Here is a 14,543-nt window from a genome sequence, read left to right as displayed (position 1 = left end):
CCATCGCCAGCAAGCCGACTCCTACAAGGGGCTGCGGTTTATTCCTGGATGATGTCCGCGCCTTTAGGGATGTCGAACTTGAACTTCGACGCCGGGATCGGCTCGTTGGCCTTCACGCCGGTAAACAGGATGTTGGTGCGTTGACCGACGCTGTCGATCAGTTGCATGTCATTGACCAGGCCATTGCGGAACGACAGGCGCAGGCTGTCGAACAGGGTGTCCTTGGTCTTTGGCTTCAGGGTGAAGTCAATCACCCCGCCGGCTTCCTTGGCGCTGATGGCGAAGCTCTGGCTGATCTTGGACACGTCACCGGACAGCAACAATGCCGGCGTCTGGCTCAGACGCAGATCGAGGGTCTTGATGGTGGCCTGTTCCAGGTCCGGGTCCCACAGGGTCACTTTCTTGCCGTCGGAAACCACGACTTGCTCCGCCGGCGCATCGGTGTGCCAGTAGAACAGGCCCGGGCGCTGCAGCGACATTTCACCAGCGGTTTCCTGCAACTGGGTGCCGCTGCCATCGAGGGTCAGCTGCGAGAAGCGTGCAGTCAGGGTCTGGGATTTTTCCAGGAGTTGGGTCAGACGTGCCACATCCTTGTCATCGGCGTGGGCCGAGAGCGTGGTCAAAGCCAGAACCGGCAGCAACAGCATGCGGATAAGACGCATGGGAGTCCTCATAACATTCGTGGGAGTTCGGACGGTGCGTCACCGCACCATCCTTGCAAATCAAATCAGTCGCGCACCGGGCCAGGCGCCAGGACTTCACGCGAACCGTTGGTGTTCATGGACGTCACGACCCCGGCCATTTCCATGGCTTCGATCATGCGTGCGGCGCGGTTGTAGCCGATCTTCAGCTTGCGCTGAACCGCAGAGATGGACGCGCGACGGCTTTCCAGCACGAACTGCACCGCTTCGTCGTACAGCGCATCGGTTTCAGCATCGTCATCACCGCCGCCACCGCCATTCTCAAAGCCGCTACCGGCCTCTTCAACACCGGCGAGGATGTCGTCGTTGTATTCAGGCGCACCGCGCAGTTTCCAGGCTTCCACCACCCGGTGAACCTCGTCATCGGAAACGAACGCGCCATGCACACGAATCGGCAGGCTGGTGCCCGGTGGCATGTAGAGCATGTCACCGTGGCCCAGCAGCTGCTCGGCACCACCCTGGTCGATGATGGTCCGCGAGTCGATCTTGCTCGACACCTGGAACGCCATGCGCGTCGGGATGTTCGCCTTGATCAGACCGGTGATCACGTCAACCGACGGACGCTGGGTCGCGAGGATCAAGTGGATACCGGCGGCACGGGCCTTCTGGGCGATACGGGCGATCAGCTCTTCAACCTTCTTGCCGACGATCATCATCATGTCGGCGAATTCGTCGACCACCACGACAATGGTCGGCAGCTTGGTCAGCAGCGGCGCTTCGTCGTGAATGCTTTCGCGCTTGTACAGCGGATCGGTCAGCGGCGTGCCGGCGTCCTGGGCTTCCTTGACCTTGGCGTTGAAGCCGGACAGGTTTCGCACGCCCATCTTCGCCATCAGTTTGTAGCGACGCTCCATCTCCGCCACGCTCCAGCGCAGGGCGTTGGCCGCGTCCTTCATGTCGGTCACGACCGGGCACAGCAGGTGCGGAATGCCTTCGTAGATCGACAGTTCAAGCATTTTCGGGTCGATCATGATCAGCTTGGCGTCTTCCGGGCCAGACTTGAACAGGATCGACAGAATCATCGCGTTCACACCCACCGACTTACCGGAACCGGTAGTACCAGCCACCAGCAAGTGCGGCATTTTGGCGAGGTCGGTGATGACCGGCTTGCCGCCGATGTCATGACCCAGGGCCAGGGTGACCGGGGATTTGAAGTTGTCGTACTCAGGCGTCGACAGCACTTCGGAGAAGCGCACGATCTGCCGGTCTTCGTTGGGAATCTCGATACCGACGGTGGTCTTGCCCGGAATCACTTCCACCACCCGCACACTGGTCACGGCCAGGGAACGCGCCAGGTCTTTCGCCAGGTTGGCGATGCGGCTGACCTTGACCCCGGCGGCAGGCTGGATTTCGTAACGGGTAATCACCGGGCCCGGGTGGATCGAATCCACCGAGACTTCGACGCCGAATTCCTTGAGCTTGATTTCCAACAAGTGGCCGACGGCCGCCAGCGACTCCGGGGAATAATTGAGTTGTTTCTTTTCCGCAGGATCGAGAATCGAGATCGGCGGCAAGGTGCCTTCGACGGCGCTGTCGACGAACAGCGGCGCCTGTTTCTCTTTTTCCACGCGCTGGCTTGGCGCGGCGGGTTTCGGCGGCGCGGGGGCAATCACCGGCGGGACCTGCTTCTCGCGGTCCGACATGTGTTTGCTCAGGGCTTGCTCACGCTCGATCAGGCGCTCCTTGACCTTGGCTTGCTCGCGCTTGTCGGTAACGGTCGGTGCGACCACCTCATGCACGCGATCATCGACTTCACGCAACTGCGCAACCAGCTGCTTGCGCTCGACACGGGCGGCCCACCAGCGGTTGGCCGCGCCCTGGAACACCTCGAACAGGTCGAGGGTGATCTTGCCGGTAACGTCCATCACCTTGAACCACGACAGGTCGGTGAACACCGTCAGGCCGAACAGGAACAACGCGATGAACAGCAAGGTGCTGCCCTGGATATTCAGCGCATTGCGGGCCAGATCGCCAAGGCTTTCGCCCAACGCCCCGCCCGCGCCGGCCGGCAGACCGGTCGGTGCATGGAAATGGATGTGGGCCAGGGCCGCGCCCGACAGCACCAGGAACACCAGGCCGATCAGGCGCCAGGAAAACAGCCAGCCGCTCCACTGCCACGGCTCGTGGCGTTGACGGAAGATCTGGTAGGTCTTGACCGCCAGCAACAGCGGGAAAATGTAGGCGAAGTAACCCAGCACCATGAACAGGATGTCGGCACTGTAGGAGCCGACCGGTCCGCCAAAGTTCTGAACATCGTCGATCTTGCTGTTATGGCTCCAGCCCGGATCGTCCTTGCCGTAAGTCAACAAGGCCATCATCAGGAACAGGCACAGGCCGCCGATGGCGATCAATGCACCTTCCTTGAGCCGGTAGTGCAAATGCTGGCGCCAGAGCGGAACGACGGCTGGTTTAGGTGCTGCGGTGGATTTCTTCAAAACGCTTCTTTTCCTGCGCCTATGGCGCGTCCATCTGTTGAATGACTATAAAAAACTGCCCAATCCAGGCAGGTAAAAAAGTTAACCGGCGCAACTGGGACTACTTTTAACACTGCACTCCGGTTTTTATAAACACGGGGCACACTGAATATTCAAGTGACCGGCACGCATTGTACGGGTTTGTTCGTACGATGCCATGCTGGCAGGCCATGGATCAGCATAGCTAACGGCGCACCGATTGCGATTCAATTTGAGCACGCATTCTCTTTCGTGACAAAGGCTTATGAGGTGTTTTATGAGCGAATCCAAGCATTGCCGCCTGATCATTCTGGGTTCCGGCCCTGCCGGTTACAGCGCAGCGGTTTATGCCGCCCGCGCCAACCTCAAACCTGTGGTCATTACCGGCATACAGGCAGGTGGCCAGCTCACCACCACCGTCGAAGTCGACAACTGGCCCGGTGACGTCGAAGGCCTGACCGGCCCGGTACTGATGGAACGCATGCAAAAACACGCCGAGCGCTTTGACACAGAGATCGTTTACGACCACATCCACACAGCCAAGTTGCAACAGCGCCCGTTCGAACTTATCGGCGACGGCGGCACTTATACGTGCGACGCACTGATTATTGCCACCGGCGCTTCGGCGCAGTACTTGGGCCTGCCCTCGGAAGAGGCCTTCGCCGGCAGAGGGGTTTCAGCCTGTGCAACGTGCGACGGCTTCTTCTACCGCAATCAGGTGGTCGCCGTAGTCGGTGGCGGCAATACCGCTGTTGAAGAAGCGTTGTATTTGTCTAACATCGCCAAGGAAGTCCACTTGATCCACCGACGCGACAAGTTGCGCTCGGAGAAAATCCTTCAGGACAAACTCTTCGAAAAAGCCGCCAACGGTAATATCCGTTTGCACTGGAACCAGAATCTCGATGAAGTGCTGGGCGATGCCAGCGGCGTAACCGGCGCCCGCCTGCGCGAAAGCCACAGCGGCGAAACCAGCGAGCTGTCGGTGGCCGGCGTGTTCATCGCCATTGGCCACAAGCCCAATACCGGACTGTTTGAAGGCCAGCTGAAAATGCGTGACGGTTATCTGCTGATCAGAGGCGGCAGCGAAGGCGATGCCACCGCCACCGAGATCCCCGGCGTGTTCGCCGCAGGCGATGTGGCCGACCATGTTTATCGCCAGGCCGTCACTTCCGCCGGCGCCGGCTGCATGGCCGCACTCGACGCCGAGAAATACCTCGACGACATTCCGGCCGTTTGACGGCAAACTTCACGGTGGGCCCAAACGCCCACCACTGCCCTCCCCTTCTGTAAGCCCGAATGCCATGCTGACTTGGTTACAACGCAACACCCTGACCTTCCCGCCGCTGGAAAAAGCCATGCGCGATCCCAACGGATTGCTGGCTGCGGGCGGCGATCTGTCCGCCGATCGTCTGATTCAGGCCTATCGCCATGGCTGCTTTCCGTGGTTTTCGGAAGGCCAGCCGATTCTCTGGTGGTCGCCGGATCCGCGTACCGTGCTGTTTCCCGACGAACTGCATGTTTCGCGCAGCCTCAGCAAGCTGCTGCGTCAGCAACGCTATCAAGTGACCTTTGATCAGGATTTTGCTGCGGTCATTCGCGCGTGCGCTGCACCGCGCGATTATGCCGACGGAACCTGGATCACCGAAGCGATGCAGAACGCCTACCTGGCGCTGCACCAGCGGGGCTACGCGCATTCGGTGGAGGTCTGGGATCAGGGTGAACTGGTCGGCGGGCTCTATGGCCTGGCGATGGGGCAGTTGTTCTTCGGCGAATCCATGTTCAGCCGCGCCGACAACGCCTCCAAATTCGGCTTTGCCACCCTGGTCAAACATCTGAAAGACTCGGGTTTCGTGCTGATCGACTGCCAGATGCCCACCGATCATTTGCACAGCCTGGGCGCCCGCGCCATTCCTCGTCGCGAGTTTGCCCGCTATCTTGCGCAGCATCTGGACCAACCCAGCCGTGCCACCTGGGTTTGCTGAGCGACTTTCGCGCGCGTGGCTTACACTTAATTCAAAGCTTATACCGAGGGTTGATCATGACCGAGTTGGCGCGTTTGAAGTTTTATGCCACTCAGCCCCACTCTTGCAGTTATCTGCCCGAGGAGCAGGCCACAACGCTGTTCCTCGACCCTAGCCAGCCCATGGATGTGCATGTCTATGCAGACCTGTCTGAAATGGGTTTTCGTCGCAGCGGCGATCATCTTTATCGGCCACATTGCCAGAATTGCAATGCGTGCGTGCCTGCGCGCATTCCGGTAGCGCAATTTTCGCCGAATCGTCAGCAGAAACGCATTTTCAAGCGCAATGCCGACGTGCAGGTGCGTCCGACCAAGCCGAAGTTCAGCGAAGAATACTTCGACCTGTATCAGCGCTACATCGAACAGCGCCATGCCGATGGCGACATGTACCCGCCGAGTCGTGATCAGTTCTCGACCTTCCTGGTGCGTGACCTGCCATTTTCGCGTTTCTACGAATTTCGCCTGGAGGGCCAGCTGTTGGCGGTGGCGGTCACTGACTTGCTGCCGAACGGTCTGTCGGCGGTCTACACCTTCTACGAACCCTCTGAAGAACGCCGCAGCCTGGGGCGCTATGCGATTCTCTGGCAAATCGCCGAGGCCCAGCGCCTGGGGCTTGAGGCGGTCTACCTCGGATACTGGATCAAGAACTGCAAAAAAATGAGCTACAAGACCCAATATCGCCCGATCGAACTGTTGATTAATCAGCGCTGGGTCATCCTGAACTAGAACCCCTTGGCTTAAACCCCATTTTTCGGGCACAATGCACGCCGCTTTTGCCTGGCGCAGTTGCACCGGGCCATTCATTGGACACCGAGGGCTTTACTGCATGTCGAAAGAAGACAGCTTCGAAATGGAAGGCACTGTCGTCGACACCCTGCCCAACACCATGTTTCGCGTGGAGTTGGAAAATGGGCACGTCGTAACCGCGCATATCTCCGGCAAGATGCGCAAGAACTACATTCGTATTCTTACCGGTGACAAAGTGCGCGTCGAGCTGACGCCCTATGACTTGAGCAAAGGGCGCATCACTTACCGCGCTCGCTAATCAAGTCAATACAAGACGCCCGGCTTTTGCCGGGCGTTTTTGTTTGTCTGCGATTTGGTGTGGTGTGGTGTGGTGTGTATATCCATTTTTTTGGTGATGGCTGATATTGGTTCCGCTTTTACAGCGGGTCACTTGGAGAAGCGCCAAGTAACCAAGCGCTCTTGCCCCTTTCGTTCGGTGGCTCGCTAAGGCTCGCCATACCCTCGCTCCGGTCCTGCTCCGTGGGCACGCCGCCATCGGCCATCCATGGCCGGGGGCGGCTAACCCGGCATCCATGCCGGGTTGCCCACTGCGCAGAACCTCCACTCGGCCTCTCGAGGGGGCGACTACCGCCACAGCCGCCGAGGCGGCCTGAAAGCCGACCTGGCTCATCGGTCGTGCGCACACTTGCGCACTGTGGTGGCTGCACCAGTTCTGAATGTTTGCACATTCCCCCTGTAGGAGCCGGCTTGCTGGCGATGGCGTCCGTCCAGCCAATACATGCGTCGACTGACTCACCGCTATCGCCAGCAAGCCGGCTCCTACAGGGATCGGCGTTTGCTTTTGATTTTGATTTTCACCACTCATCAGGCCGAGCGTTAGCTCGCCTTCAGCTTTTGATCTTGAGGTACACGCCCCCTCGAGAGGCCGAGTGGAGGTTCTGCGCAGTGGGCAACCCGGCATGGATGCCGGGTTAGCCGCCCCCGGCCAGGGATGGCCGATGGCGGCGGGCCCATGGAGCAGGACCGGAGCGAGGGCATGCCGAGCCTAGGCGAGGCACCGAACGAAAGGGGCAAGAGCCCTTGGTTACTTGGGGCTCTTCCAAGTGACTCGCCGTAAGGGCGAAACCATTAGCGGCCGTTACCGCAAGAATGGAAATGTACCCAAACCAAGCAGACAACAAAAAAGGCGCCCGAAGGCGCCTTTCGCTTTACAACAGATCAACAACCGTCAGGCCATTTCAGCCGTGGTTTCAAACTCGAAGGTCAGCTCGCCGTCCTTCAGATCGATATGCACCACGCCACCATGGTCAGCCAGCTCGCCAAAGAGAATCTCTTCCGCCAGCGGACGCTTGATCTTGTCCTGAATCAAACGCGCCATCGGCCGAGCACCCATTGCCGAGTCGTAGCCACCTGCCGCCAGCCAGCTGCGCGCCGCGTCGGTCACTTCCAGCTGCACACGCTTGTCTTCCAACTGCGCCTGAAGCTCGGTAAGGAACTTGTCCACCACGCTTTTGATGACCTCATGACTGAGGCGACCAAACTGGATAATGGTGTCCAGACGGTTGCGGAACTCCGGCGTGAAGCTCTTCTTGATCACTTCCATCGCATCGGACGAGTGGTCCTGATGGGTGAAACCGATCGAAGCACGCGCTGCGGTTTCGGCACCGGCGTTGGTCGTCATGATGACGATCACGTTACGGAAGTCCGCCTTGCGCCCGTTGTTATCGGTCAGCGTACCGTGGTCCATGACCTGCAACAGCAAGTTGAAGACTTCCGGATGCGCCTTCTCGATTTCATCGAGCAACAGCACGCAATGAGGCTGTTTGGTGATGGCTTCGGTCAGCAGACCGCCCTGATCAAACCCGACGTAGCCAGGAGGTGCACCGATCAGACGCGATACGGTGTGACGCTCCATGTACTCGGACATGTCGAAACGAACCAGCTCGATACCCAACGCCTTGGCCAACTGACGCGCCGCTTCGGTTTTACCGACACCGGTCGGGCCTGCGAACAGGAACGAACCGACAGGCTTGTCAGGCGACTTGAGGCCGGCACGGGACAGTTTGATCGCAGTCGACAGCGAGTCGATTGCGGCATCCTGACCAAACACCGTCAGCTTCAGGTCACGCTCAAGGTTACGCAGCAGCTCTTTGTCGGAGCTGGTGACGTGTTTTGGCGGAATCCGCGCGATTTTCGCGACGATGTCCTCGACCTGAGGCACTTCGATGCGTTTCACGCGTTTCTCGATCGGCTGCAGACGCTGGTAGGCGCCCGCCTCGTCGATCACGTCGATGGCCTTGTCCGGCATGTGCCGGTCATTGATGTAACGCGAGGCCAGTTCGGCAGCGGCGCGCAGGGCTTCATCACTGTATTCGATATTGTGATGGAGCTCGAAACGCCCTTTCAGGCCACGCAGGATGCCGATGGTGTCTTCCACCGACGGTTCCGATACATCGACTTTCTGGAAGCGTCGCGCCAGGGCACGGTCCTTCTCGAAGATGCCGCGAAATTCCTGGAAGGTGGTCGAACCGATGCAACGGATGTCACCGGACGACAGCAGCGGCTTGAGCAGGTTCGAGGCATCCATGACGCCACCGGACGCGGCACCCGCACCGATGATGGTGTGAATTTCGTCGATGAACAGGATCGCCTGCGGACGTTTTTTCAGCTCATTGAGCAACGCCTTGAAGCGTTTCTCGAAATCGCCGCGGTATTTGGTCCCGGCCAGCAAGGCGCCCAGATCGAGGGAATACACCACGCTGTTGGCCAGAAGGTCCGGTACCTGGTTGTCGACAATACGCTTGGCCAGGCCTTCGGCAATCGCGGTTTTACCCACGCCCGCCTCGCCCACCAACAGCGGGTTGTTTTTGCGTCGACGCGCGAGGATCTGCGCGACACGCTCGACTTCGAGCTCACGACCTACCAACGGATCGATACGACCCTGGCGCGCGAGTTCGTTGAGGTTACTGGCATAAGCATCCAGAGGATTGCCTGAAGAAGAAGACTCACCGCCCTCGTCGTCCTGCATATCTTGCTCACCTTCAGAGTGATCGCCATGCCCCGGCACTTTGGAAATGCCGTGTGCGATGTAGTTGACGACATCAATGCGTGCAACGCTCTGCTGTTTCAGCAGGAACACTGCCTGACTTTCTTGCTCACTGAAGATCGCAACCAGCACGTTGGCGCCAGTCACTTCGCGTTTGCCCGAGCTCTGTACGTGGAAAACAGCACGCTGCAGAACACGCTGGAAGCCCAGGGTAGGTTGGGTCTCGCGATCCTCATCATGAATAGGGATCAACGGCGTGGTGGAGTCGATGAACTCCTGCAGATCATGCTTGAGTTTGTCGAGGTTGGCGCCGCAGGCACGCAAAACGGTGGCGGCAGCCTCATTGTCCAATAAGGCCAGCAGAAGATGTTCGACGGTCATGAATTCATGACGCTTCGAACGGGCCTCCTTGAAGGCAAGATTGAGGGTGACTTCGAGCTCGCGGTTTAACATAGCTTCACCTCATACCCAAGTGGTCGGCGATTAACCGTCCTTCTCGATTTCACAGAGTAGCGGATGCTGGCTTTCCCTGGCGTACTGGTTGACCTGCATGGCCTTGGTCTCGGCAATGTCGCGGGTAAACACTCCACATACTGCCCGTCCTTCTGTGTGGACGGCCAGCATGACCTTGGTCGCCAGCTCGCGATTCAGGTTAAAAAACACCTCGAGCACTTCGACGACGAAATCCATCGGTGTGTAGTCATCATTAAACAAAACCACCTTGTACATCGGCGGCGCCTGTAAAGCAGGCTTGGCCTCCTGAACAGCAATGCCTGCGGAATCGTCGTCGTGTAAATCAGGGCGATCCTGATTGAATGTTAGTCGAATCTGGCTGATTGCATGCATGGAAAGAAAGGTTCGTCAGTTGTGCGAATACAGTAGTGGGGACGGTTATGAACGATTTCAATACCGACTGCCGGGTCACCTTGACTATCGGCAAAACGGTGTTACAACCAATAGAGCCCACAGTGGGTAAAAAAGGTCCGCGGAGTCAATCTTATTTACAGGATTCGACTGCGGATGTACTGGATGATACTCCAGTGATGGAGTCTGTTGCAGAGGGATATGAGCATGGCTGTCGGTAAGGTGAAATGGTTCAACAATGCCAAGGGATTCGGTTTCATCAACACCGACGCCCGCGAAGGGAAGGACGAGGACGGTAAAGAGATCGATTTCTTTGCCCATTATTCCGCCATTGATATGGACGGATACAAAACCCTCAAGGCCGGGCAAGCCGTCAAATTCGACATTGTGCAAGGCCCCAAAGGCCTGCATGCCGTGAAGATTTCTGCCGTCGAAGCAGCAAAAGATGCTGCTTCGGCCGCTGCTGAGCACCAATCGGTAACCAGCTGAAGCGACCAAAACACCTGCCAGAAAAAACCGCCCGGATCGATCACTCGAGCCGGGCGGTTTTTTACAGCTGCTTTTTCTTACATGTGCGAAATCAGTGCATCGCCAAACCCGGAAGACGACACCAGCTTCGCGCCGTCCATCAGACGTTCGAAGTCATAGGTCACGGTCTTCGCGGAAATCGCGCCGTTGGTACCCTTGATGATCAGGTCGGCCGCTTCGGTCCAGCCCAGATGACGCAGCATCATCTCGGCGGAAAGAATCAGCGAACCCGGGTTGACCTGGTCCTTGCCGGCGTACTTCGGCGCAGTACCGTGGGTCGCTTCGAACATGGCGATGGTGTCGGACAGGTTGGCACCCGGTGCGATACCGATACCGCCCACTTCCGCCGCCAGGGCGTCGGAGAGGTAGTCGCCGTTCAGGTTCAGGGTCGCGATCACATCGTATTCGGCCGGGCGCAGCAGGATCTGCTGGAGCATGGCGTCGGCGATGGCATCCTTGACGATGACGTTCTTGCCGGTTTTCGGGTTCTTGAACTGCATCCACGGACCGCCATCGAGCAGGGTCGCGCCGAACTCTTCAGCCGCCACTTCGTAGGCCCATTCCTTGAAGGCACCTTCGGTGAACTTCATGATGTTGCCTTTGTGCACGATAGTCAGCGAGTCGCGGTCGTTGTCGACCACGTACTGCAGAGCCTTGCGCGCCAGACGCTTGGTGCCTTGCAGGGACACCGGCTTGACGCCGATACCGCAGTTTTCGTCGAAACGGATCTTGGTGACGCCCATTTCTTCTTTGAGGAACTTGATGACCTTGGTCGCTTCCGGCGAACCGGCCTTCCACTCGATACCGGCATAAATGTCTTCCGAGTTTTCGCGGAAGATGGTCATGTCGACGTCGCCTGGCTTCTTGACCGGGCTAGGCACGCCTTCGAACCAGCGCACCGGGCGCAGGCAAACGTACAGGTCGAGTTGCTGACGCAGGGCCACGTTCAGGGAACGAATGCCGCCGCCGACCGGCGTGGTCAGAGGGCCCTTGATGGAAACCACGTAATCCTTGACTGCGTCCAGGGTTTCCTGAGGCAGCCAGGTGTCCTGATCGTAAACCTGAGTCGCTTTCTCCCCGGCGTAGACTTCCATCCAGGAAATTTTGCGCTCGCCGCCGTAAGCCTTCTTAACAGCAGCATCGACAACCTTGATCATGACCGGGCTGATATCAACGCCAATACCATCGCCTTCGATGAAGGGGATGATCGGGTTGTTAGGAACATTGAGAGAATGGTCCGCGTTGACGGTGATTTTGTCGCCGACTGCTGGAACCTGAATCTTCTTGTATCCCATGCTGAACTCCATTGTTTGGATTGAACATCTGGCTTCGTCCGAGCGTACCCCAGTTAAATCGGCGCGCAAACCCTATGTTCTGCCGATCGACTGCAAAGCTGCGCAGTTCGTGTTCTACAAGCCTGAAAGCAAAGGGAAAAGCGCCAAACTCAAGCACGGCCAACGACTCTACGCCCTGCACTCCCCTGCGACCTTTAGACCAATGGACGACAATCGTTACGTATGAACCATCGGCAGATTGCCAGCTACCTATGTATAATGCCGCCCGCTGACCACAGAGTCACGACGGCCGACCTCTCTAGCACGAGACTTTGGACCCGAAAAAGCAGGACTGTTACCGCAGTCCACCCGCTTGACGCTCGACTGATGCACCCAACATCACCGCGCACAAATCTCGACATTCGGCTCATGGATGACTTTGAACGAACGCGCTTACCCGGCGCCCCTCGAGTTTCTGCGCACGCTTTAGCAAAGAAGAGAGAGTTAATCCGAATATGCCCACCCGCTCGAAGATCATCTATACCTTCACCGACGAAGCCCCAGCCCTCGCCACCTATTCACTGTTGCCTATCGTAGAAGCGTTCACCGCTTCGGCTGATATCGCCGTTGAAACCCGCGATATCTCTCTTGCAGGGCGCATCCTGGCCAGCTTCCCCGAGCAATTGGGTGACAAAGCCGTAGCCGACCACCTCGCCGAACTGGGCGACCTGGCCGTTACGCCAGAAGCCAACATCATCAAGCTGCCGAACATCAGTGCCTCGGTTCCGCAACTGCAGGCCGCGATCAAAGAGCTGCAAGCCCAGGGCTTCGCACTGCCGGACTACCCGGAAACCGTGACCAGCGACGCCGACAAAGAAGCCAAGTCGCGCTACGACAAGATCAAGGGCAGCGCCGTGAACCCGGTTCTGCGCGAAGGCAACTCCGATCGTCGTGCCCCGCTGTCGGTCAAGAACTACGCTCGCAAGCACCCGCACAAAATGGGCGCCTGGGCTGCGGACTCCAAGTCCCACGTCGCGCACATGAGCACCGGCGATTTCTACGGCAGCGAAAAAGCTGCCCTGATCGACGCCGCTGACGCCGTCAAAATCGAACTGATCGCTCAAGACGGCACCACCACCGTCCTGAAAGAAAAGACCACCGTGCAAGCCGGCGAGATCCTCGATTGCGCGGTCATGAGCAAAAACGCTCTGCGCAGCTTCATCGCTGCCGAGATCGAAGACGCCAAAGCCAAGGGCGTGCTGCTGTCGGTTCACCTGAAAGCCACCATGATGAAGGTCTCCGACCCGATCATGTTCGGCCAGATCGTTGCCGAGTTCTATAAAGACGCACTGGCCAAGCACGCTGACGTGCTGGCACAGATCGGCTTCAACCTGAACAACGGCATCGGCGACCTGTACGCTCGCATCAAGGCTTTGCCTGCCGAGCAACAAGCGCAGATCGAAGCGGACATCCAGGCGGTCTACGCCGTTCGTCCGTCGTTGGCCATGGTCAACTCCGACAAAGGCATCACCAACCTGCACGTGCCGAGCGACGTAATCGTCGACGCCTCGATGCCGGCGATGATCCGTGACTCCGGCAAAATGTGGGGCACTGACGGTCAGTTGCACGACACCAAGGCTGTGATCCCGGATCGCTGCTACGCCACCATCTACCAGGCCGTTATCGAAGACTGCAAGCTGCACGGCGCTTTCGATCCGACCACCATGGGCAGCGTGCCAAACGTTGGCCTGATGGCGAAAAAAGCCGAAGAGTACGGCTCGCACGACAAGACTTTCCAGATCAAGACCAACGGTGTTGTCCGCGTGACGGACAGCAAAGGCGCCTTGTTGCTGGAGCAGTCGGTTGAAGCCGGCGACATCTTCCGCATGTGCCAGACCAAAGACGCGCCGATCCAGGACTGGGTCAAACTGGCCGTCAACCGTGCTCGCGCAAGCAGCACCCCAGCGATCTTCTGGCTGGACCCAATGCGCGCTCACGATGGCGTAGTGATCGAGAAAGTTCAGGCTTACCTGAAGGATCACGACACCTCCGGCCTGGACATCCGCATCATGTCGCCAGTCGACGCGATGGCCTTCACCCTGGGCCGCACCCGCGAAGGCAAGGACACCATCTCGGTGACCGGTAACGTACTGCGCGACTACCTGACCGACCTGTTCCCGATCATGGAACTGGGCACCAGCGCCAAGATGCTGTCGATCGTTCCGCTGATGAACGGCGGCGGCCTGTTCGAAACCGGCGCCGGCGGTTCGGCACCGAAGCACGTTCAGCAGCTGCTGGAAGAGAACTTCCTGCGCTGGGATTCCCTGGGCGAGTTCCTCGCACTGGCCGCTTCCCTTGAGCATCTGGGCGTTACTTACAACAACCCTAAGGCGCTGGTTCTGGCCAAGACCCTGGACCAGGCCACCGGCCAGTTCCTGGACAACAACAAGTCGCCATCGCGTAAAGTCGGCAACATCGACAACCGCGGCAGCCACTTCTACCTGGCGCTGTACTGGGCTCAGGCCCTGGCCGCCCAGACTGAAGACGCTGCACTGCAAGCGCAGTTCGGCGAGCTGGCAAAAACCCTGACCGAGAACGAGGCGACCATCGTTGCCGAGCTCAACGCCGTTCAGGGCAAGCCAGTGGACATCGGCGGTTACTACCACGCCAATGCCGAGCTGATCAGCAAGGCCATGCGCCCAAGCAACACTTTCAACGCCGCGATCGCTGCACTGGTTTAAGGTTGTAAGGATGCAAAGAAGCCCCGGCCCAGTGCCGGGGTTTCTGTTTCTACAGGCTGACCACAACCTTGTAGGAGCCGGCTTGCTGCGGGCGGCGTTCCGACGATTGCGGTGTATCAGCCAACAAAAATGTTGAATGATAAAACGCAATCGTCGGAACGCCGCCCGC

The 14,543-nt window shown here is 58.6% G+C and carries 12 protein-coding genes; 7 read left to right on the top strand and 5 right to left on the bottom strand.

Features of this window, described 5'->3' with window-relative positions; translation table 11 throughout:
- Positions 1 to 38 precede the first annotated feature (38 nt).
- Together lolA and IB245_RS08995 are read right to left on the bottom strand one after the other, a co-directional pair.
- A complete protein-coding gene (gene lolA / locus IB245_RS09000; protein WP_008029508.1) occupies positions 39 to 662 on the bottom strand; it encodes an outer membrane lipoprotein chaperone LolA in 624 nt (207 codons plus the stop codon).
- A 65-nt stretch (positions 663 to 727) separates the two neighbouring features.
- On the bottom strand, positions 728 to 3,136 hold the full coding sequence (locus tag IB245_RS08995) for a DNA translocase FtsK (RefSeq protein ID WP_192227336.1): 2,409 nt from the start codon (positions 3,134 to 3,136) through the stop codon (positions 728 to 730).
- Between the two features lie 295 nt (positions 3,137 to 3,431).
- Between IB245_RS08995 and trxB the strand changes: the two genes are divergently transcribed.
- The 4 genes from trxB to infA all read left to right on the top strand — a co-directional run bounded on the left by trxB (position 3,432) and on the right by infA (position 6,219).
- The gene (trxB, locus tag IB245_RS08990) at positions 3,432 to 4,391 is read left to right on the top strand and encodes a thioredoxin-disulfide reductase (RefSeq protein WP_008029514.1); all 960 of its coding nucleotides are present in this window, start codon (positions 3,432 to 3,434) and stop codon (positions 4,389 to 4,391) included.
- Positions 4,392 to 4,455: 64 nt separating this feature from the next.
- On the top strand, positions 4,456 to 5,136 hold the full coding sequence (aat, locus tag IB245_RS08985; RefSeq protein ID WP_192227335.1) for a leucyl/phenylalanyl-tRNA--protein transferase: 681 nt from the start codon (positions 4,456 to 4,458) through the stop codon (positions 5,134 to 5,136).
- Positions 5,137 to 5,192: 56 nt separating this feature from the next.
- Positions 5,193 to 5,900: an arginyltransferase gene (locus IB245_RS08980; protein ID WP_008029519.1), complete on the top strand. Its 708-nt coding sequence runs from the start codon at positions 5,193 to 5,195 to the stop codon at positions 5,898 to 5,900.
- A gap of 100 nt (positions 5,901 to 6,000) precedes the next feature.
- Positions 6,001 to 6,219, top strand: coding sequence for a translation initiation factor IF-1 (infA, locus tag IB245_RS08975; protein ID WP_002553999.1), 219 nt, complete (start codon positions 6,001 to 6,003; stop codon positions 6,217 to 6,219).
- A 930-nt stretch (positions 6,220 to 7,149) separates the two neighbouring features.
- Here infA and clpA read toward each other — a convergent pair.
- Together clpA and clpS are read right to left on the bottom strand one after the other, a co-directional pair.
- Complete coding sequence (gene clpA / locus IB245_RS08970; RefSeq protein ID WP_008033994.1) at positions 7,150 to 9,420, bottom strand: ATP-dependent Clp protease ATP-binding subunit ClpA; 2,271 nt, start codon at positions 9,418 to 9,420, stop codon at positions 7,150 to 7,152.
- A 30-nt stretch (positions 9,421 to 9,450) separates the two neighbouring features.
- On the bottom strand, positions 9,451 to 9,813 hold the full coding sequence (clpS, locus tag IB245_RS08965; protein WP_015094394.1) for an ATP-dependent Clp protease adapter ClpS: 363 nt from the start codon (positions 9,811 to 9,813) through the stop codon (positions 9,451 to 9,453).
- 225 nt (positions 9,814 to 10,038) lie between these two features.
- On the opposite strand from clpS, the gene IB245_RS08960 reads away from it, so the two are divergent.
- A complete protein-coding gene (locus IB245_RS08960; protein ID WP_192227334.1) occupies positions 10,039 to 10,320 on the top strand; it encodes a cold shock domain-containing protein in 282 nt (93 codons plus the stop codon).
- 77 nt (positions 10,321 to 10,397) lie between these two features.
- On the opposite strand, the gene icd is transcribed toward IB245_RS08960, so the two are convergent.
- Complete coding sequence (icd, locus tag IB245_RS08955; protein ID WP_008033986.1) at positions 10,398 to 11,654, bottom strand: NADP-dependent isocitrate dehydrogenase; 1,257 nt, start codon at positions 11,652 to 11,654, stop codon at positions 10,398 to 10,400.
- On the opposite strand from icd, the gene IB245_RS08950 reads away from it, so the two are divergent.
- On the top strand, positions 11,653 to 11,880 hold the full coding sequence (locus IB245_RS08950; RefSeq protein ID WP_032829130.1) for a hypothetical protein: 228 nt from the start codon (positions 11,653 to 11,655) through the stop codon (positions 11,878 to 11,880). The two genes, icd and IB245_RS08950, sit on opposite strands and share 2 nt — an antisense overlap.
- 268 nt (positions 11,881 to 12,148) lie before the next feature.
- Positions 12,149 to 14,374 carry an NADP-dependent isocitrate dehydrogenase gene (locus IB245_RS08945; protein WP_192227333.1) on the top strand — a complete coding sequence of 742 codons (2,226 nt, stop codon included), beginning with the start codon at positions 12,149 to 12,151 and terminating at the stop codon, positions 14,372 to 14,374.
- Positions 14,375 to 14,543 lie beyond the last annotated feature (169 nt).

The organism is Pseudomonas sp. PDM02, assembly GCF_014852285.1.
GTDB lineage: Bacteria > Pseudomonadota > Gammaproteobacteria > Pseudomonadales > Pseudomonadaceae > Aquipseudomonas > Aquipseudomonas migulae.
Note: the sequence above shows the minus strand (reverse complement) of the source record. Positions and strands in the feature narration are given on the sequence as shown.

Excerpts from the sequence above, each read along its gene's own strand:
- lolA (WP_008029508.1), bottom strand. The coding sequence starts at position 662 with ATGCGTCTTATCCGCATGCTGTTGCTGCCGGTTCTGGCTTTGACCACG.
- trxB (WP_008029514.1), top strand. The coding sequence starts at position 3,432 with ATGAGCGAATCCAAGCATTGCCGCCTGATCATTCTGGGTTCCGGCCCT.
- aat (WP_192227335.1), top strand. The coding sequence starts at position 4,456 with ATGCTGACTTGGTTACAACGCAACACCCTGACCTTCCCGCCGCTGGAA.
- IB245_RS08980 (WP_008029519.1), top strand. The coding sequence starts at position 5,193 with ATGACCGAGTTGGCGCGTTTGAAGTTTTATGCCACTCAGCCCCACTCT.
- infA (WP_002553999.1), top strand. The coding sequence starts at position 6,001 with ATGTCGAAAGAAGACAGCTTCGAAATGGAAGGCACTGTCGTCGACACC.
- clpA (WP_008033994.1), bottom strand. The coding sequence starts at position 9,420 with ATGTTAAACCGCGAGCTCGAAGTCACCCTCAATCTTGCCTTCAAGGAG.
- clpS (WP_015094394.1), bottom strand. The coding sequence starts at position 9,813 with ATGCATGCAATCAGCCAGATTCGACTAACATTCAATCAGGATCGCCCT.
- IB245_RS08960 (WP_192227334.1), top strand. The coding sequence starts at position 10,039 with ATGGCTGTCGGTAAGGTGAAATGGTTCAACAATGCCAAGGGATTCGGT.
- IB245_RS08950 (WP_032829130.1), top strand. The coding sequence starts at position 11,653 with ATGCTGAACTCCATTGTTTGGATTGAACATCTGGCTTCGTCCGAGCGT.
- icd (WP_008033986.1), bottom strand. The coding sequence starts at position 11,654 with ATGGGATACAAGAAGATTCAGGTTCCAGCAGTCGGCGACAAAATCACC.
- IB245_RS08945 (WP_192227333.1), top strand. The coding sequence starts at position 12,149 with ATGCCCACCCGCTCGAAGATCATCTATACCTTCACCGACGAAGCCCCA.